This window comes from Haloferax sp. Q22 (assembly GCF_001482285.1).
In the GTDB taxonomy this organism is placed as follows: Archaea; Halobacteriota; Halobacteria; order Halobacteriales; family Haloferacaceae; genus Haloferax.
In genome coordinates this window covers 136,783-154,107 of sequence record NZ_LOEP01000056.1, presented here as the reverse complement: position 1 = coordinate 154,107, position 17,325 = coordinate 136,783, and the positions used below count along the sequence as shown (strand labels likewise).

The 17,325-nt window shown below is 66.5% G+C and carries 18 protein-coding genes; 8 read left to right on the top strand and 10 right to left on the bottom strand.

The annotated features are described in order from the left end of the window. Positions 1–20: 20 nt before the first annotated feature. On the top strand, positions 21–695 hold the full coding sequence (locus tag AM590_RS19475) for a type 1 glutamine amidotransferase domain-containing protein (protein ID WP_058828917.1): 675 nt from the start codon (positions 21–23) through the stop codon (positions 693–695). Positions 696–746: 51 nt separating this feature from the next. Here AM590_RS19475 and AM590_RS19470 read toward each other — a convergent pair whose 3' ends face one another. Further along, a complete protein-coding gene (locus AM590_RS19470) occupies positions 747–1,046 on the bottom strand; it encodes a transcriptional regulator (RefSeq protein ID WP_058828916.1) in 300 nt (99 codons plus the stop codon). A 115-nt stretch (positions 1,047–1,161) separates the two neighbouring features. On the opposite strand from AM590_RS19470, the gene AM590_RS19465 reads away from it, so the two are divergent. Then, positions 1,162–2,130 (top strand): sugar phosphate nucleotidyltransferase, encoded by a 969-nt coding sequence (locus tag AM590_RS19465; RefSeq protein WP_042662255.1) that lies wholly within the window; start codon positions 1,162–1,164, stop codon positions 2,128–2,130. A 33-nt stretch (positions 2,131–2,163) separates the two neighbouring features. On the opposite strand, the gene AM590_RS19460 is transcribed toward AM590_RS19465, so the two are convergent. From AM590_RS19460 to purB, 8 genes are all read right to left on the bottom strand, one after another. Then, positions 2,164–2,874 carry a diphthine--ammonia ligase gene (locus AM590_RS19460; protein ID WP_058828915.1) on the bottom strand — a complete coding sequence of 237 codons (711 nt, stop codon included), beginning with the start codon at positions 2,872–2,874 and terminating at the stop codon, positions 2,164–2,166. Between the two features lie 77 nt (positions 2,875–2,951). Continuing rightward, on the bottom strand, positions 2,952–3,905 hold the full coding sequence (locus AM590_RS19455; RefSeq protein ID WP_058828914.1) for a phosphoadenosine phosphosulfate reductase family protein: 954 nt from the start codon (positions 3,903–3,905) through the stop codon (positions 2,952–2,954). A 123-nt stretch (positions 3,906–4,028) separates the two neighbouring features. Further along, positions 4,029–5,006 (bottom strand): phosphoadenosine phosphosulfate reductase family protein, encoded by a 978-nt coding sequence (locus tag AM590_RS19450; protein ID WP_058828913.1) that lies wholly within the window; start codon positions 5,004–5,006, stop codon positions 4,029–4,031. Between the two features lie 137 nt (positions 5,007–5,143). Further along, a complete protein-coding gene (locus AM590_RS19445; protein WP_004043858.1) occupies positions 5,144–5,710 on the bottom strand; it encodes a hypothetical protein in 567 nt (188 codons plus the stop codon). Positions 5,711–5,878: 168 nt separating this feature from the next. Continuing rightward, on the bottom strand, positions 5,879–6,223 hold the full coding sequence (locus AM590_RS19440) for a glutaredoxin (protein ID WP_058828912.1): 345 nt from the start codon (positions 6,221–6,223) through the stop codon (positions 5,879–5,881). A 96-nt stretch (positions 6,224–6,319) separates the two neighbouring features. After that, on the bottom strand, positions 6,320–6,952 hold the full coding sequence (gfcR, locus tag AM590_RS19435; RefSeq protein WP_058828911.1) for a transcriptional regulator GfcR: 633 nt from the start codon (positions 6,950–6,952) through the stop codon (positions 6,320–6,322). Then, positions 6,949–8,022, bottom strand: a complete 1,074-nt coding sequence (locus tag AM590_RS19430; protein WP_058828910.1) for a glucose 1-dehydrogenase — start codon at positions 8,020–8,022, stop codon at positions 6,949–6,951. The genes gfcR and AM590_RS19430 overlap by 4 nt, the downstream gene beginning before the upstream one ends. Positions 8,023–8,346: 324 nt before the next feature. Continuing rightward, positions 8,347–9,738: an adenylosuccinate lyase gene (gene purB, locus AM590_RS19425; protein WP_058828909.1), complete on the bottom strand. Its 1,392-nt coding sequence runs from the start codon at positions 9,736–9,738 to the stop codon at positions 8,347–8,349. Between the two features lie 189 nt (positions 9,739–9,927). Between purB and purH the strand changes: the two genes are divergently transcribed. The 6 genes from purH to AM590_RS19395 all read left to right on the top strand — a co-directional run bounded on the left by purH (position 9,928) and on the right by AM590_RS19395 (position 16,363). Continuing rightward, positions 9,928–11,505 (top strand): bifunctional phosphoribosylaminoimidazolecarboxamide formyltransferase/IMP cyclohydrolase, encoded by a 1,578-nt coding sequence (gene purH, locus AM590_RS19420; RefSeq protein ID WP_058828908.1) that lies wholly within the window; start codon positions 9,928–9,930, stop codon positions 11,503–11,505. A 317-nt stretch (positions 11,506–11,822) separates the two neighbouring features. Beyond that, positions 11,823–12,248 carry a universal stress protein gene (locus AM590_RS19415; RefSeq protein WP_058828907.1) on the top strand — a complete coding sequence of 142 codons (426 nt, stop codon included), beginning with the start codon at positions 11,823–11,825 and terminating at the stop codon, positions 12,246–12,248. A gap of 163 nt (positions 12,249–12,411) precedes the next feature. After that, positions 12,412–14,907, top strand: a complete 2,496-nt coding sequence (folP, locus tag AM590_RS19410; protein ID WP_058828906.1) for a dihydropteroate synthase — start codon at positions 12,412–12,414, stop codon at positions 14,905–14,907. 58 nt (positions 14,908–14,965) lie between these two features. Continuing rightward, positions 14,966–15,163 (top strand): hypothetical protein, encoded by a 198-nt coding sequence (locus tag AM590_RS19405; RefSeq protein ID WP_058828905.1) that lies wholly within the window; start codon positions 14,966–14,968, stop codon positions 15,161–15,163. 68 nt (positions 15,164–15,231) lie between these two features. Beyond that, on the top strand, positions 15,232–15,984 hold the full coding sequence (locus tag AM590_RS19400) for an NRDE family protein (RefSeq protein ID WP_058828904.1): 753 nt from the start codon (positions 15,232–15,234) through the stop codon (positions 15,982–15,984). A 25-nt stretch (positions 15,985–16,009) separates the two neighbouring features. Further along, positions 16,010–16,363, top strand: coding sequence for a transcription factor (locus AM590_RS19395; RefSeq protein WP_058567171.1), 354 nt, complete (start codon positions 16,010–16,012; stop codon positions 16,361–16,363). 197 nt (positions 16,364–16,560) lie between these two features. Here AM590_RS19395 and psmA read toward each other — a convergent pair whose 3' ends face one another. Beyond that, positions 16,561–17,319: an archaeal proteasome endopeptidase complex subunit alpha gene (psmA, locus tag AM590_RS19390; protein ID WP_058828903.1), complete on the bottom strand. Its 759-nt coding sequence runs from the start codon at positions 17,317–17,319 to the stop codon at positions 16,561–16,563. Positions 17,320–17,325 lie beyond the last annotated feature (6 nt).

The following is a 17,325-nucleotide window of genomic DNA, read 5'->3' as shown; positions in this document are numbered from 1 at the left end:
CCGGACCGTACTCGGGAGCGATGACATCGGCGCTTTTTATCGTCAGCGAAGACGGCTACTGGGGAGAGGAATGCATCGAGCCGCTCACTACCCTGACCGATGCCGGGGTGGACGTGACGGTCGCGACGCCGACGGGCGCGCCGCCGGTCGTCGACGAGCGCTCTATCGACCCCGAGGCGGTCGGCGAGGAACTCGCCGAACGCGTCGTCGAGGTCCACGAGAACGACGAGCGACTGCAGAACCCGGAGCCGATTGCGCAGGTCGACGCCCGCGAGTACGACGCCGTGGTGTTCCCCGGCGGCCACGGCACCGCGTGGGACATCAATCAGGACCGACACGCCCGACAGGCGCTCTTGCAGGCGGTCGCCGGCGACGGCTCGAAGGCGCTCGTCGTCTGTCACGCGGTCGGTATCCTCGGGTTCACCCGCGAGGCCGACGGCTCGTTCCTCGTCGAGGGGCGCGAGGTCACCGGCTTCCCCAACGAGTGGGAGGAAGGCATCGTCGACGACGACGACCTGATGCCCGACGGCCGAAAGCTCCCGTACTGGGTCGAAGACGAGGTGAAGGCCGCCGGCGGCGTCTGGGACGCCGAACTCGACAGTGACACCAGCGTCACGGTCGATGGCGACCTCATCACCGCGCGCGGCCCCGGTTCCTCGTCGGCGGCGGCGCGGACGCTCTTGGACGAACTGTAAGCCGCGAACGGAACCGGCGTCTCGGCCGCACCGTGACGCGGTCGCGCTGCGCTACTCTATTTTGAACACGGCCTCTTCGATGCCCTCGCTTCGACACTCCGGACACCGCGAGGGGTAGTTCACGGGGTCGTCGAAGGCGCTGAATCCGCAGTGTTTGCACTCCGGCGGCGCGACGAGGAACTGCTCGCCGTCCTCTCCGTGGACTGTTTGGGCGACGTGTTGGAGATGGCCGTACACCGACGACACCGAGACGCCGACACTCGCCGAAAGCTCGGAGGCCGTCGCGGGGTCGTCGCGGAGGGCGTCGGCGATGCGCTGGCGGGCCGTCGTGTCGGACTCCCGGGCTGTCATATCGCTCGATTGGGAGTCGAAGGGAAAATCCCTTGCGCCGCCTCGGTCGAAAAAAGTGTCAGCAAGATAGAGAGGATGCAAAAAGGCCTTGTCTACGTGGCGGGATTTGGGGGATATGAAGGCAGTCGTCCTTGCCGGAGGGTACGCGACGCGTCTGTGGCCGATTACCAAACACCGACCCAAGATGTTCTTACCCGTCGGTGACCAGACGGTCATCGACACCATCTTCGAAGACCTGGAAGCCGACGACCGGGTCTCGGAGGTGTTCGTGAGCACGAACGAGCGCTTCGCCGGCGCATTCGAGGAGTATATCGACGAATCGCCGTTCGAAAAGCCGACGCTGTCGGTCGAAGACACCAGCGAAGAAGACGAGAAGTTCGGCGTCGTGGGCGCGCTCGCCCAGCTCATCGACCGCGAGGAGGTCGACGAGGACCTCGTCGTCATCGCGGGAGACAACCTCATCAGCTTCGACGTGGGCGACTTCGTGGACTTCTTCTACGAGAAGAATGCGCCGTGTCTGGCCGCCTACGACGTGGGCGACAAGGAGCGCGCGAAGTCCTACGGCCTCGTCGAACTCGACGGCGACCGCGTCATCAACTTCCAGGAGAAGCCCGAAGACCCCAAGAGCACGCTCGTCTCCATCGCCTGCTACGCCTTCCCTGCGGATGACCTGCCCAAGTTCGACGAGTATCTCTCCGGTGACAACAACCCCGACGAGCCCGGCTGGTTCATGCAGTGGCTCCAGCAGAACGGCGACGTGTTCGCCTACACGTTCGACGGCGCGTGGTTCGACATCGGCACGCCCCAGAGCTACCTCGACGCCGTGGCGTGGTACCTCGGCGGCGAGAACTTCGTCCACGAGTCGGCGACGCTCACGAACACCGAGGTCGGCACCAACGTCCACGTGATGGCCAACGCGGTGGTCGAAGACTCCGTGCTCGAAGAGTCCGTGGTCTTCCCCGGCGCAGTCATCCGAAACGCGGAGCTGAAGAACTCTATCGTCGACGAGGAGACTCACATCGAGAGCCTCGACCTCTCGAACGCCCTCATCGGGGCGCACTCGCGGCTGACGAACGGCCAGTAACGCGGCCCGAACCGCAACCGCGGGCGCTTTTTCTTAGCCGAGGTACGCGTCGGTGATGCGGAGCCTGCCGTGGGTCCCCTCCCACTCCGTCTCGTACTCCAGTTCGATGGGGCGGTCCATGTGCGGGCCGTCGGTGACGAGCGTCTCGAACTCGCCGCCCTCGCCGAGGATGTGGACGCCGTACTGCTCGTTGAGCGCTTCGAGTTCGTCGAGCGCGTCGGCGTCGAGCGTCCGGCCGAGCCACGACTCGTCGAGGCCGTGGGCCGCGACTTGGATGATGGTGATTTCGAAGCCCGCCTCGAGCATGGCGTCGCCGAGTTCGCGGGGATTCTCCTGCCACAGCGGGGCGAACAGGTCGATGTCGAGGCGGTCGCACATCGCCTGAATCCGGTTCGTCTGGAACTCGCTTTCGATGGCTCCGGCCGTGACGCCCGCGAGGTCCATCTCGGATTGGAGGTCAGACAACGCCGCTTCGAGGGGTTCGAGCTCGGCGTCGCCCTGCGCGCCCGAGTCGTCGGCGTCGGTCGCTTCGAGGTCGCCGGGGTGGACCTCGACGAGTTCGATGCCGGTGCTTTCGGCGGCGAGCGCGGCGAGGTCGGTCGCCGGCACGTGGTACATGTACGAGTCGTCGCTCGGGTGGACGGTCAGGAGGCGGGTGACGTTCAGACCCTCCTCGAGCGCGCGGTAGAGCGCCCACGAAGAGTCCTTTCCGCCGGAGAAGAGGCTGACCCACTCGGCTGTCATGGAGGCGATAGCGTGTTGGGGGAGATAGGCGCTACGGTGTTCGCGCCGCGGACTCGTTTCGAGCGACTCCCGTGACCTTACATGTACCCCAAATCCCGAAGCCGACCCATCAGGTCCTCTTTGTCCTGCGCGCGCCCCTCGCGTTCCGCGCTCGCGCCGAGGTCCTGCACCCACGCGGGTCGGTCGTCGGACTTCGCGGAGCCGGATTCGGTGCCGAGGGAGCGGTAGCCCTCGAAGTACTTCGGCGAGACGGGCAGGTCGGCGGGTTCGACGCCGTCGGGGAGGTCGTCGATGGACGCGGGAACGCGGCCCGCGGGGTAGCCCTCGACTGAGTCGGGGACGATGTAGTTCCAGAACGCCGCCCACACGTCGGCCTCCTCGAACTGGAGGATGGAGTGGATGCGGTCGTGCGGCGGGTACTTCTCGGAGTCGTGGCGGGGGCTGAAGAACGTCTCGTCGGCGCGGGACTCCTGTTCGTCCCAGCGGACGCCCGAGAAGACACCGTCGAAACCGCGCGCTTCGAGGGTGTCGTTGAGCGCGACGGTCTTCAAGAGGTGGTTGCCCTCGAAGGTGTCGGCGTCGAGGACGACGGTCTCGCCCTCGTAGCCGAGGCGGTCGAGTTCGCGGCGGGTGTCGTCGCCGAGGGCCGAGAGGGGAATCTCGTCGCCCGGCGACGCGCCGAGTCGTGCGAAGTCCTCGTTGCGGGCGACGACGAGGTCGAGGTCCCAGCGGTCGGCCCACTCGCGGACGAACGCCTCGGTCTCGTCGAAGTGCTCGAAGTGGTCGATGAAGACGACGGGCGGCACGGGGACGCCCATGTCGGCAGCGACCTCGCGGACGACGTAGAGCACGAGCGTTGAGTCCTTGCCGCCGGTCCACATCACGGCCGGGCGCTCGTACTGTTCGAGGGCGGTCGCGGTCACCGCGGCCGCTTTTTTGAGTTTGTCTTCGAGCGTCGGGTAGTCGGCGGCGGTCCGGTCTCGGCCGTCGTCGTAGTCGAGGTCGAGGTAGTCGGGGAACACGAGGCTCATAGGGAAGGTGTCGCTCGCGGAGGATATCGCTGTTTCCGCTGTGAGACAGTCGCTGTCGCTGTCGGGAGCGAGTCCGCGAAAAAGTGGTCGCGGCGCGATGTTCGCGTTAGATTTCGGCCGACGTCACATGTAGCCGAGGTCGCGCAGGCGCTCCATCAGGTCCTCTTTGTCCTGGGCGCGGCCCGCGCGCTCGGTCGTGTTCTCCATGTCCTGCAGCCACGCCGGTTCCTCGGCGGACTTGTCGGTCGAGACCTCGCTGCCGAGACTCCGGAAGCCGGCGAAGTACTTCGGCGAGACGGGCACGTCCTCCTGCGTGACACCCTCGGGGAGGTCGGTGTCGCTGGTGGGGACGTAACCGTCCTCGGGGTAGTTCTCGACGGTGTCCGGGACCGCGAAGTACCAGAAGGCGTCCCAGACGGCGCTCTCTTCGAACTGGAGGATGGGTTGAATGCGGTCGTGCGGCGGGTAGATGTCGGGGTCGTGGCGGGGGCTGAAGAACGTCTCGTCGGCGCGGGCTTCCTGCTCGTCCCAGCGGACGCCGGAGATGACGCCGTCGATGTCGTACTCTTCGAGGGTGTCGTTGAGCGCGACGGTCTTCAGCAGGTGGTTGCCGACGTAGGTGTCGAGCAGGAACGGGAACGTGTCCTCCTCGTATTCGAGGATGTTACGGATGTGGTGCTGGTTGTGCTCCGAGAGTTCGGAAACCGGGATGTCGTCGCCAGGTTCGAGGCCGTTTTCGTCGACGTACGCGCCGACGTCCTCGTTGCGCGCCCAGATGACGTCGAGGTCCCACTCGTCGGCCCAGTGCTCGACGAAGTCCATGATTTCGTCGAAGTGCTGGTAGTGGTCGATGAAGACCGCCGGCGGCACTTCGAGATCGTAGCGCTCTGCGACCTCCTTGATGAAGTAGAGCGTGAGCGTCGAGTCCTTGCCACCGGTCCACATCACGGCGGGGTTCTCGTACTGTTCGAGGCCCTGCTTCGTGACCTCGATGGCCTTCTCGATTTTGTCCTCGATACTCGGGTAGTCCCCCGGCGTCTCGCCCTCGCCGTCGGTGTAGTCGACGTCGAGATAGTCCGGGAAGGATTCGGCTTCCGACATGATGTGTAATTACATCTAATTAGGCGGTGTAAATGCTTTTTGCCCGAGGATTAGTGTGATGCGTGATACCGCCGAACACGATTTGGGCCGCTGACTCACGTGGCTCGGCGGTGGCTGGATGAGGAGATACGACGCGTTTAGGAGATGAACTTGTTGTCGCGCCAGTTGATTCCGCTGTCCGAGGAACCGTTCTGCTGGGGGTTCTCGACGACTTCGACGGAGGCGGCGCGCACCTCGCCTTCGACGATGCGCGTCGCCTGCAGTTCGTCGCTTTCCTCGGTGATGGCGGTCAGCGTCCCCTTCTCCGAGAGCATCGCAATCTCGCGGAGGACGAGGAACATCGGGTACTGGAGCGCCGTGTTCTGGAGCACGGTTTCGAGGTCGCCTTTGAAGCAGGCGAACTCGACGAGTTCGGAGGGAATCTCCTCTTCTTCTTCATCTCCCCAGTTGGGCGCACCCGCTCGGGGTGGCTCTTCCTCGTAGACGCGGTTTTCCGTCACGCTCGCTTTCAACTGGGCCGTCGGCGTGTACTTGCTGAGGTTGTCGTCGGCGGAGACGGCTTTGATGATGAGGGTGTTGTTTCGGCGGGTGATGTCTACGTTCTCGACCTCAGGCGGAAGTTCTGGGTCGTTTTCGAAGTAGTCCATCACGTCTTCGAGTGGCAGTTCCAACGTCGAATGGAGTCGATATACGCGGCCTGACATTGTTGGCTTCGGTATCGACGAGAGCCACGGTGCGGGCGCACCCGGATGGCGATACCTGTGTGCATGTACGAGTTCGAGGCTTATATGGCCTCCCCTTCTCGGTAGGCGAGAGATAAGAAGTCGGCGTCGGGCCGCAGTCCGGCGGTTTGCCGGGGTCGCTTCCGGCGGTCAGTTCGCGCCGGTCAGCGTCGCTTCGAGTTCGCCGCGCTCGTCGAGTTCTTCGAGGATATCGCTGCCGCCGACGAACTCGCCGTCGACGAACGTCTGGGGGATGGTCTCCCAGTCGCTTTTCTCCTTGAGCGCCTCGCGGTAGTGCGGGAGCGCGGGAAGCACGTCGACGGTCTCGAACTCGTCGACGTACTGGGAGATGAGGTCGACCGCCTTCGCGGAGTAGCCGCACTGCGGCATCAGGCGGTTACCCTTCATGAACAGGACGACGCGGTTGTTCCCGACCGCCTCGTCGACGCGGGACTGTACTTCCTCGGGGTCGAGGCTCTCCGGTTGGAACGTCATGCGCCCAAGTAACCGCCGGGCGGACAAAGGAGTTGCGTCGCCGGTGAGTTCGGTCCGCAGGGCTGACGCCGACTGTGCGGCGGCCCGTGTGGGGTGTTACTGCTCGCCGACGCGGACGACGTTGATAAGCGAGTGGACGGGGACGCCGTCGATTTCTTCGACGCCCTGCTTGTCGACGATGACCACGCACGCGAGCGGTTCGCCGCCCTCGGAGCGGATGGCGTCGATGGTCTCACGGAGGGTCGTACCACTCGTCACCGTGTCGTCGACGATGAAGCACTTGCGCCCTTCGACGGGCGCGAAGTTTCGGGAGAAGCCGCCGCCGAGGTCTTCGATGTCACCTTCGTCCCACTGGTGTTTCGCGGGCGAGTAGGCCGCGAGGGTGGTTTCGAGTTCGCGCGAGACGGAGGTCGCGAGGGGGACTCCAGCCTTCTCGATACCGACGGTCACGTCGGCCTCGCCGTTCGTCTCCATGAGCAGGTCGGCGAGCGCGCGCCCGACGTAGGTGAGGCGCTTGCCGCCGCTGCCGATGGCGTTCCAATCGACGTGGATGTCGTCGGGGCCGTCGGGCTCTACCTGTGGTTCGGGTTCGGTCGCCGCGCCGCTCCGTTCGACCAGCCAGCTTGCGGTCTCGCGGGAGACGTTCAATTCGTCGGCAATCTCGCCTTTCGAGAGGCCACGGTCCGCGAGCTCCGCCGCGCTGGCGATGAGGTCGTCGACGTTCTTCATACAGTACCGAATTCGATGGCCGTTTTTATAGTGGTGTCGTCGTCTTCGAATGCTGCTTCGAACTCCGAAAGCGGGTGGACGCCGGTGACGAGGTCACGGAGGAACCACCGCGGAAGCTTGGTGAACGTCACGGTCGCGGCCTCGAAATGCTTGACGTGGGAGTTGACGCTGCCGACGAGCGCCTTGTTGTGGAGGACCATCTCGCGGTGGAACGCGCCGGCGTCAACCTCGAACTCCCAGTCGCTCGGGACGCCGAGGAGCGCGGCGACGCCGTTCGGCGCGAGCGCTTGCACCGACTGGATGGCGTGTTTGGGGAACCCGGTCGCCTCGTAGATGAAGTCCATCTCCTCGTGCGCACCCGGAATCTCTTCGACCGAGGTCTCGCGGGAGTCGACGTAGGTCGCGCCGAGTTTCTCCATGATGTCGATAGTCGGGTCGGGGCGGTCGCGCCGACCGAGGCAGTAGAGGTCCTCGTAGCCCTTATCGTCGGCTTTCAGCATGGCGAGCGTCAGGAGTCCGAGGCTCCCGTTGCCGAGGACGAGCGCCGACGAGGGGTTCCAGTCGAACGCGGAACGGCTCGCGTAGGCGTGCTCTCGGGCCTTCTCGGTGATGGAGATGGGCTCGATGAGGAAGCCGAGTTCGGCCTGCGAGCGCGGGATGCGGACGAGATAGTCCGATGGGCTGGTGAAGTACTCGGACATGAACCCGTGCGCGCCGACGATGCCGCGTTCGGCGTACATCCCGTCGGGGGCCATGTCGGGTTGGTCCTTCTCGAAGTACTCGTTCGTCCCCGACGCCGGCGGGCGGCGGACCGTCGGCACGACGATGTCGCCTTCCTCCAGTTCGGTGTCGTTCGGGTCGACGACGATGCCGACCGCCTCGTGGCCGAGCACGAGATGGTCTTCGCCCTCGGGGAACCCCCCGTGACCGCCGGCGATGACCTCGTGGTCCGTCCCGTCCACGCCGACCCGAAGCGTTCGGACGAGCGCCTCCCCGGCGTCGGGTTCCGGTCGCGGCTTCTCGATGACGACCGGCTTGTCTTCCCCGCGCTTGACGGCGATTGCTTTCATACCCCCACCAATGCACCACCCCACCAAAAGACTTATTCTATGATGAGTAAATAATTCAGCCACGGTGAGCGCCCTGCGTCGTCGCACCAGCCCATGACGAACCGCGCCGCGCGGACCAGCCTGTCCAGCCCACCCGTGCCGGCGCTCGCCGAACCCGTGCCCGAACCGCGCCGAAGCCGATATCCCGTGCCCATCGGCTTCTGAGGCGGTTTCGGTTTTCTCCTGACGCTCGCTCGGCTCAGCGGCGCGTTCGACTGACCGCAGAAAAAGGACGCGTCACTTCGTCGGGCCGCTACCTGCCGACCCGACGACTCGACAGGCAGTTCAGTTGTCGATGTCGTCGACGAGTTCGTCCGCGAGACCGACGTACGTCGCGGGCGTGAGCGCGAGCAGTTCCTCACGGGTCTCCTCGTCCACGTCGAGGTCCGCAAACAGGTCGTGGAAGTCGTCGAGGGTCACTTCGCGGCCGCGGGTGAGTTCCTTCACCCGCTCGTAGGCCTGCGTGTCGCCCTCGCGGCGGAGAATCGTCTGGACGGCCTCGCCGATGATGGCCGGCGTGTCGTCGAGTTCGTCGCGCATGACCTGCTCGTTCGGGACGACCTTTCCGAGGCCGGTCTGGGTCTTCTTGTAGCCGATGAGGCAGTGGGCGAACGCCGCGCCGACGTTGCGCTTGACCGTGGAGTCCGAGAGGTCGCGCTGGAGGCGCGAGGTCGTCACGTAGTCGGCGAGGAACGTCAGGTCCGCGTTGGCCTTCGAGAGGTTGCCCTCGGAGTTCTCGAAGTCGATGGGGTTGACCTTGTGCGGCATCGTCGAGGAGCCGGTTTCGCCCTCGACGGCCTCCTGTCCGAGATAGCGGTCGGAGACGTACAGCCATGCGTCGCGGTCGAGGTCGACGAGGACGTTGTTGACGCCGCGGACGGCGTCGAACAGCGCCGCGAGGTCGTCGCAGGGGTTGACCTGCGTGGCGAGCGCGGTGTGGTCGAGGCCGAGCGACCCGACGAACTCGCGGGAGAACGCCCGCCAGTCAACGTCGGGGTAGGCGGCGACGTGGGCGGCGTAGACGCCCGACGCGCCCGCGAGCTTGCCTGCGAGGTCGTCGGTCGCGGCCTCGACGCGGGCGAGCGTCCGACCGAGGCGGGCGGCGTAGACGGCCATCTCCTTGCCGAACGTCGTCGGCGTCGCGGGCTGGCCGTGGGTCCGCGCGAGCATGGGCACGTCGCGGAACTCCCGCGCGAGCGAGACGAGTTCATCGCGGGTGTCGCGGAGTTCGGGTACGATGACTTCCTCGACCGCGCCCTTCACCATGAGGCGCTGGGCGAGGTTGTTCACGTCCTCGGAGGTGAGGCCGAAATGAATCCACGGGTGGACCGACTCGTTGGTCTCGGTGCGGATGAAGTACTCGACGGCCTTCACGTCGTGATTCGTCGCCGAGAAGCCCGCCGCGCCCTCGACTTCGAGTCGCTTCACGAGGTCGGCGTCGTCGGCGTCGAACCCCTCGTAGAGCGCCCGGAGGTCGGCGCGCTCGGACTCGGCGAACGAAAGCGGCGTCGCGTCGAGGTCGGCGAGCGCGAGGAGGTACTCCACTTCGACTTCTACGCGGGCGCGCATGAGGGCGGCCTCGCTCACGTGCGGCGCGAGGGGTGCGGTTCGGGAGGCGTATCGCCCGTCGAGCGGGGACACCGCGTACAGCGGGTCGTACCGGTCGGCGTCGGTCATGTCTGAGTCGTCACGATGGGGGAGGTTAAACGCCGGGGATTCGTCGCCGCCGCGGAGGCGATACTTGCGCACAAGTGTGCCTACTCAGCCGCACTCTGCGGCTACGTTCCGCCCCACATATACACAATCGAGTATATATTGCCGTCGAGGACCGCAACCACTTTGAGGGCTGCGAGTCCCCTTTCTCACATGGTAACCATCGCCGGTCTCGCGAGCAACCGCGGACGAAACCTGCGCAACATCGCCGACCGCGCCCCCGGCGGGGCGGCACTCGGCGTCGTCGTCTCGAACCGCGCCGACGCGCCCGTCCTCGATTGGGCTGACGAACACGGCATCCCCAGCGAAGTCGTCGAACGCGGCGACGACGAGTCCCGCGAGTCCCACGAGGAGCGCATCCTCGACGCCCTCGCGGACTACGACTTCGATATCGTCTGTCTCGACGGCTACATGCGCGTGCTCACTTCGACGTTCCTCGACGCCGCGCCGACGACGCTCAACGTCCATCCGTCGCTGCTCCCCGCGTTCCCCGGCATGGACGCCCACGAGCAGGTGCTCGACGCCGGCGTCAAGACGACCGGCTGTACGGTCCACGTCGTCAACGAGGAGGTCGACGCCGGCCCCATCGTCACACAGGAAGCCGTCCCGGTGTACACCGACGACGACGCGGACGACCTCAAATCGCGCGTCCTCTACGACGCCGAGTTCAAGGCCTACCCGCGCGCAGTCCGCTGGTTCGCCGAGGGCCGCGTGACGGTCGAAGACGACACCGTCACCGTCGAGGGCGACGTTGACGCCGGCCTCCCCGAGCGCCGCGTCACCTCCGAGGACCGCTACGACGAACTCCGGTACGGCGAGAACCCGCACCAGGACGCCGCCGTCTACGTGGACGAGACGTGCGACGAGGCGTCGGTCGTCGGCGCGCCCCAGCTCAACGAGGGCGCGAAGGGGCTGTCGTACAACAACTACAACGACGCCGACGGCGCGCTCAACATCATCAAGGAGTTCGACGAGCCCGCCGCGGCGGTCATCAAGCACACGAACCCCGCCGGCTGCGCCACCGCCGACACGCTCGCGGAGGCCTACGCCGACGCCCTCGCCACCGACCCGATGAGCGCCTTCGGTGGCATCGTCGCACTCAACCGCGAGTGCGACGCCGAGACTGCGGAACTCATCATCGACTCGTTCAAGGAAGTCGTCGTCGCGCCCGGCTACACCGACGACGCGCTCGACGTGCTCACCGAGAAGAAAAATCTCCGCGTCCTCGATGTTGGCGAACTCGGCGAGCGCACCGAGACCTACACGGAAAAAGCGCTCGTCGGCGGGCGACTCGTCCAGGAGCGCGACCTCTGGACGCCGACGCTGGACGACCTCGAAGTCGTCACCGAGACGGAGCCGACCGACGAGCAGTTGGAGACGATGCTGTTCGCGTGGAAGGTGCTGAAGCACGTGAAGTCCAACGGGATTCTCTTCGCCAAGGGCACCGAGACGGTCGGCGTCGGCATGGGGCAGGTCTCCCGCGTCGATGCAGTCGAACTCGCCGCGATGAAGGCCGAAGAACACGCTGAGGGCAAGGACGCGCAGGGTGCCGTGATGGCCTCCGACGCGTTCTTCCCGTTCCCGGACGGCGTGGAGAAGGCGGCCGACGCGGGCATCGAGGCGGTCATCCAGCCCGGCGGCTCGGTGAACGACGAGGAGGTCATCGAGGCCTGCGACGAGCGCGGGATTGCGATGGTCTTCACCGGCCAGCGGTGCTTTAGACACGACTGAGTGAAACGAAGGAGCGTCTACAGCTCGATGCACGAGCAATGCGAGTGCACCGGTGTTTCCGTCACGATTAGTGACGGAAACTCGTGGCCGCGGGTAGCGCGGACACGGTGCTTCCGCCACGACTGAACAGCGTGAAGAAGTGACGGAAGTCAGCGAGACGAGCGGTACGAGTCTCGCGCGATTTGAGACACGACTGAGCGGAGCGATGGAACGTCTGTCTCCTGTTCTCAGGACCTCGCTTTCTTCACGGGCCGTCCGTTCTCACGACCTAACACCGACGGTGTCCCTTCAAGTGTCGGCGAGGCGAACACAGAGGTATGTACGAAGACATCCTGGTGCCGACCGACGGGAGCGAGGGGACGATGCAGGCAATCGAGCACGCGCTTGAACTCGCCGACGCGGAGTCGAAGATTCACGTGCTGTCGGTCGTCGACCAGCGGGTGTACCTCGCCGCCGGCGGCGACCAACAGGACGCGGTCATCCAGTCGCTCCGCGACGACGCGGTACAGGCGGTCGAGCGGTGCGCCGAGAAGTGCGAGGGGAAGGCCTCGGCGACGACGGCGGTTCGGGACGGCGTTCCCCACCGGGTCATCCTCGACTACGCCGACGAACACGACGTCGACGTGGTCGTGATGGGGACCCACGGACGGACCGGCCGCGACAAACTCACGTCGCTCGGGAGCGTCACAGAGCGCGTCATCGAGAACGCGAAGCGCCCGGTACTTGTCGTTCATATCGACTGACACCGGCGCTTCAGGGGTGCTCGGGTGACGCTTCGAAGCGCTCACAGGCGCCGCCGCCACCCGCCGCGCGCCGCGTCGGGTGGAGTGCTCCGGAAGCCGGCGTCGTGTCGCAGGAGTGACGTGGAGCGTTAGGCCTAAGCCCACCGTCCGGTTTCTCACGCGTATGGAGTACCACGAGGCGGTGAACTTCCTTTTCGACCTCCGGCGGTTTCAGGTCAAGCCGGGGACTGAGTCGATTCAGCGGTTGCTCTCTCACCTCGGCGACCCCCACGAAGACGTGTCGTTCGTGCAGGTCGCGGGGTCGAACGGCAAAGGAAGCACCGCCCGGATGGTCGACGCGATGCTGCGCGAGTCGGGCGCGCACGTCGGCCTCTACACCTCGCCGCACTTCGACGACGTGCGAGAGCGAATCCGCGTCGACGGCCGGAAGATTCCGAAGTCCGCGCTGTCGACGTTCGTGGCCGAAGCCAAACCGTATCTCGTCGAGCGGGCCGCCGACGGCGAGCCGCTGACTTTCTTCGAGACCGTGACCGCGCTCGCGCTGTGGTACTTCGACCGCGCGGACGTGGACGTGGCGGTCCTCGAAGTCGGGATGGGTGGCGAACTCGACGCGACGAGCGCGGTCGACCCGGTCGCCAGCGCCGTCACCAACGTCTCGCTCGAACACACCGCCGTCCTCGGCGACACCGTCGCGGAAATCGCGAAGACGAAAGCCGCCGTCGCGCCCGCCGACGCGCCGCTCGTGACCGGGGCGACCGGCGAGGCGCTGTCGGTCATCCGCGAGGAGGTCGGCGACGTGCTGACCGTCGGCGACGCCGACTCTGACGCCGACGTTCGCGCCGCCTACGGCGGCCGCGTCAACCACCAGGAGGCCGCCGTCACCGTCGAGACCGACGACGAGACGCTGGACGTTCGAATCCCGCTTTTGGGTGCCTATCAAGCACGAAACGCCGGCATCGCCGTCTCGCTCGCTCGGCAGGTCCGCCCCGACATCAGCGAGGAGGCGATTCACCGCGGCCTCCGAAACGCCCACTGGCCGGGTCGGTTCGAGGTCATGGGCACGGAGCCGACGGTCATCCTCGACGGCGCGCACAACCCCGACGCCTGCGCGCAGGTCGCCACCGTCCTCGACGAGTTCGATTACGACGACCTCCACCTGGTCTACGGCGCGATGCACGACAAGGACCACAGCGAGATGGTCGGGGCGCTCCCGGAGGTCGCGTCCGTCGTCACCTGCAAGGCCGACATCTCGCGCGGCGAAGACCCCGAGATTCTGTCGTCCGTCTTCGGGCGACTCGATGGTCCCGCAGTCGAGACCGGCGGCGCGGTCGCCTCGGCGCTCGACCGGGCGCGCGCCCGCGCCGACCCCGACGACTGCGTACTCGTCGTCGGTTCGCTGTACGTCGTCGCCGAGGCCCGCACGACGTGGACGCGGGCGGTTGTCCCGAAGGCCCACCGAACTCTCGACGACGCCCGTCGGACTCTGGACCGTGCGAACGTCGCCGACGCCGCCGACCGGAGCGAGCGCGCGAAGCGGGCGGTCAACCGAACGGTCCACACCCGCGTCCAACGCCGACAGGCCCGAGTGCTCCGTGAGGAACTGCTGTCCGTCGGCGGCGACTGCGCCGTCTCGGGTCACGAGTTCGGCGGCGAACTCGTCGACGTGGTCCTGACCGGGACGCTCGACCAGTTCGAGCGACTGACGGCGGCACTCGAAGCCCGCCCGTACGCGCTCGCGGGGGTCGCAGCCGAGATTCGGGAAGCGCTCGACGCGGACGGCAGTAGCGAAGGCGACGAGGGCGGCGCGACCGGCGGCGACGCCGACGACTACCCGTGGGACGACGACACGGCCGTCATGGGTATCCTGAACGTGACGCCGAACAGCTTCCACGACGGCGGGGAGTTCTACGACATCGACGACGCCGTCGAGCAGGCGCAGGCGATGGTCGACGCCGGCGTGGACATCATCGACGTGGGCGGCGAGAGTACCCGCCCCGGCGCGGAAGAGGTCCCCATCGACGAGGAGATTCGCCGCGTCGCGCCCGTCATCGAAGCCATCGCCGACCTCGACGTGCTCGTCTCCGTAGACACACGCAAGGCGGCCGTCGGCGAGGCCGCCCTCGACGCCGGCGCGGACATCCTCAACGACGTGACCGGTCTCGAAGACCCCGAGATGCGCTTCCTCGCGGCCGAACGCGACGCGCCGGTCATCGTGATGCACAGCATCGACGCGCCGGTCGACCCGGACCGCGAGGTGGACTACGACGACGTGGTCGAGGACGTTATCGACGAACTGACCGAACTGGTGTTACTCGCCGAGAAGGCGGGCATCCCGCGTCGGAATCTCATCGTCGACCCCGGTCTCGGCTTCGGGAAGTCGAAGGCCGAGAACTTCGAACTCCTCGGACGCGCCGACGAGTTCGCCGCGCTCGGCTGTCCGATTCTCGTCGGCCACTCCCACAAGTCGATGTTCTCGCTCGTCGGCGAGAAACCGGGCGACAACCTCGCGGCGACCGTCGCGGGCACGGCCATCGCCGCCGACCGCGGGGCCGACATCGTCCGCGTCCACGACGTGCCGGAGAACGTCGCGGCCGTGAACGTCGCGCTCGCCTCGCGGGACCCGACCCGGTTCGAAGACGGCTCCGAGAGCGAGGACTGAGAACCGACGCCCGGCGGCCGACGACGACTTTTTGTCAGATCACCGATTCGACTCGTGTATGTCTCTCCTCCCGTACTGGCTTCCGACGGAGTTCCCGCACGTTCTGGTTATCGTGATTCCGCTCCTGTTGATACTGCTCTTCGTCGGCGGCCTCGCCGCGAACGCGCTCGCCTCGTGGGTGCTCGAACCGCGGCGGGACCTCGAACGCCGAGTGGCTGAACTGGAAGCGCGACTCGATGAGCGGTCCGACGAGTGAGTTCCCCGGACGTTCAGACCCCGAGACGGAACCGGTGTTTTTCTGCGCCGAGTGCCTACTCCCACCTCGTGTGCACACTCATCCTCGCGTGGCAGGTGTTCGAGGACGCGCCGGTCGTCGTCGCCGCCAACCGCGACGAGCAACTCGGCAGGCCCGCCGAACCGCCCCGGCGGTGGGACGACGGCGACGGTCCCGAAATCGTCGCTCCGCGGGACGCCGAGGCGGGCGGGACGTGGGTCGGCTACAACGACGCCGGCGTCTTCGTCGGCATCACCAACCGCTGGGTCGAGGTCGCGGGCGGCGGCGAGCGCTCCCGAGGCCACCTCGTCCGCGACGCGCTCCGTCACGAGACCGCCGAGGACGCCGCCCGGTTCGTCGAACGCGCGGTCGAGGACCACACCTACGATGGCTTCAACCTCGTCGTCGCCGACGAGAACGCCGCGCTGTTCTTCGAGTGGGACGGAAGCCTGTCGGTTCGGAACTTCGACCCCGGCGTTCGCGTCGTCGTCAACGTCGGCACGCCCGACTCGTGGTTCGTCCCGGAGCGACGCCCCGAGGTGGGGGAGCGGCAGGCCGACAACGCCCGGCGGCTAGAGGAGGCGCTTCAGCCCGGCCCGAGCGAGTCGGTGACGGCGTGGCGCGAGCGGGCGAAGGCGGCGCTGGGCGACCACGACTTCGGCGTCTGCGTCCACGACCCGGAGGGTCGGTTCGGCACGCGCTCGTCGTCGGTCATCACGCTCGGCGAGGCGGAATTCGCGTACGAATTCGCCGACGGCCCGCCGTGTCAGACCGCCTTCGAACCGGTCGAACGTCAGGATTAAACCGCTCGCACGACGTGTAGGTGGTATGAGCGCGAGCGAAGCCGAGCAAGACCTTTCTTCCGACGAGCACGCGGGACTGGAACTCATCCGCGAGTCGGGCGGCATCCACCAGAGCGACTTCTGGAAAGAACTCGATATCTCCTCCCGGAAGGGGAGCCGAATCGCCGAGGTGCTGGAGTCGCTCGGTCTCATCAAGCGGACCGAGACCGTCTACAACGGACACACCACCTACTACCTCGAACCCGCCGCGCGCGACCTCGACTTCTCGATGCTGATGGCGGGCGACATGCTGTCTCCCCTCATCGGCGAAGAGGAGATCAACGCCAACAGCAACGCCTTCTCGCAGTGGCTCATGAACCTCGCCTACGAGGAGTACTGAGCCGTCCGCCCTCTCGTTTGAGACCCCGATAACCGACTGCGGTCTCGGTTCTATTCCGCTTCTGTTTCCGTATCTCGACTCGCGTTCCGACCGCGAGCGACGCGACCGCTCCCCGTCGCGACCGAGACGACGGCGCAGTCGCTCGCCGGGCGGGGGTCGGAGAAGAACGCGCGAGAAGGGAAACCGCGGGACGCGGCTTACTCTTCGGACTGTTCGTCGTCCTCGGTCGCCAACAGGTCGTTGGCTTCGAGGTAGCTCTCGATTTCGTCGTTAGACAGTTCGACGAAGCGCTCGGTCTCCGCGGAGACGGTCGCCACGTCGACGCCGTCGGGCGCAGTGCCCTCCTCGCTGGTCGAGGCGATGGCTTCGAGCGCGAGTTCGATGCCCTCGTCGAGGGTCAGGTCGTCGCGGAAGTTCTCTTCGAGGTGCTCTTGGTGGTCGCCGCGGTCGGCCCCGATGGAGACGGCCTTCCACTCGTAGGGAGTCCCCGAGGGGTCCGTCTCGTAGAGGCGGGGCGTACCGTTTTCGACGCCGCCGATGAGGAGCGCGACGCCGAACGGGCGCGCGCCACCGACCTGCGTGTACTGCTGGATGTGGTCGGTGACTTCCTTGGTCAGCGTCTCGATGCCGATGGGTTCGCCGTAGCGGAGGCGGTTGACCTGCGACTGGCGGCGGGCGAAGTCGATGAGCTGGCGGGCGTCGGCGACGTGGCCGGCGCTTGCGATGCCGATGTGGTCGTCCGCCTTGTGAATCTTCTCGACGCTCGTCGGCTCCATCAGCGGCGAGCGAGAGCGTTTGTCCGCCGCGAGGACGACGCCCTCGGGCGTTCGAACGCCGATGCTCGCGGTGCCGCGCTTGACGGCCTCACGAGCGTATTCGACCTGATAGAGTCGACCATCCGGCGAGAAGATCGTAATCCCGCGGTCGTACGCCTGTTGTTGCGCTTGTCCCTGCATGGAATA

Excerpts from the sequence above, each read along its gene's own strand:
- AM590_RS19455 (WP_058828914.1), bottom strand. The coding sequence starts at position 3,905 with ATGAGCCTCGTGTTCCCCGACTACCTCGACCTCGACTACGACGACGGC.
- psmA (WP_058828903.1), bottom strand. The coding sequence starts at position 17,319 with ATGCAGGGACAAGCGCAACAACAGGCGTACGACCGCGGGATTACGATC.
- folP (WP_058828906.1), top strand. The coding sequence starts at position 12,412 with ATGGAGTACCACGAGGCGGTGAACTTCCTTTTCGACCTCCGGCGGTTT.
- AM590_RS19450 (WP_058828913.1), bottom strand. The coding sequence starts at position 5,006 with ATGTCGGAAGCCGAATCCTTCCCGGACTATCTCGACGTCGACTACACC.
- gfcR (WP_058828911.1), bottom strand. The coding sequence starts at position 6,952 with ATGAAGAACGTCGACGACCTCATCGCCAGCGCGGCGGAGCTCGCGGAC.
- AM590_RS19465 (WP_042662255.1), top strand. The coding sequence starts at position 1,162 with ATGAAGGCAGTCGTCCTTGCCGGAGGGTACGCGACGCGTCTGTGGCCG.
- AM590_RS19460 (WP_058828915.1), bottom strand. The coding sequence starts at position 2,874 with ATGACAGCCGAGTGGGTCAGCCTCTTCTCCGGCGGAAAGGACTCTTCG.
- AM590_RS19475 (WP_058828917.1), top strand. The coding sequence starts at position 21 with ATGACATCGGCGCTTTTTATCGTCAGCGAAGACGGCTACTGGGGAGAG.
- AM590_RS19395 (WP_058567171.1), top strand. The coding sequence starts at position 16,010 with ATGAGCGCGAGCGAAGCCGAGCAAGACCTTTCTTCCGACGAGCACGCG.
- AM590_RS19430 (WP_058828910.1), bottom strand. The coding sequence starts at position 8,022 with ATGAAAGCAATCGCCGTCAAGCGCGGGGAAGACAAGCCGGTCGTCATC.
- purB (WP_058828909.1), bottom strand. The coding sequence starts at position 9,738 with ATGACCGACGCCGACCGGTACGACCCGCTGTACGCGGTGTCCCCGCTC.
- AM590_RS19415 (WP_058828907.1), top strand. The coding sequence starts at position 11,823 with ATGTACGAAGACATCCTGGTGCCGACCGACGGGAGCGAGGGGACGATG.
- AM590_RS19405 (WP_058828905.1), top strand. The coding sequence starts at position 14,966 with ATGTCTCTCCTCCCGTACTGGCTTCCGACGGAGTTCCCGCACGTTCTG.
- AM590_RS19470 (WP_058828916.1), bottom strand. The coding sequence starts at position 1,046 with ATGACAGCCCGGGAGTCCGACACGACGGCCCGCCAGCGCATCGCCGAC.
- purH (WP_058828908.1), top strand. The coding sequence starts at position 9,928 with ATGGTAACCATCGCCGGTCTCGCGAGCAACCGCGGACGAAACCTGCGC.
- AM590_RS19445 (WP_004043858.1), bottom strand. The coding sequence starts at position 5,710 with ATGTCAGGCCGCGTATATCGACTCCATTCGACGTTGGAACTGCCACTC.
- AM590_RS19440 (WP_058828912.1), bottom strand. The coding sequence starts at position 6,223 with ATGACGTTCCAACCGGAGAGCCTCGACCCCGAGGAAGTACAGTCCCGC.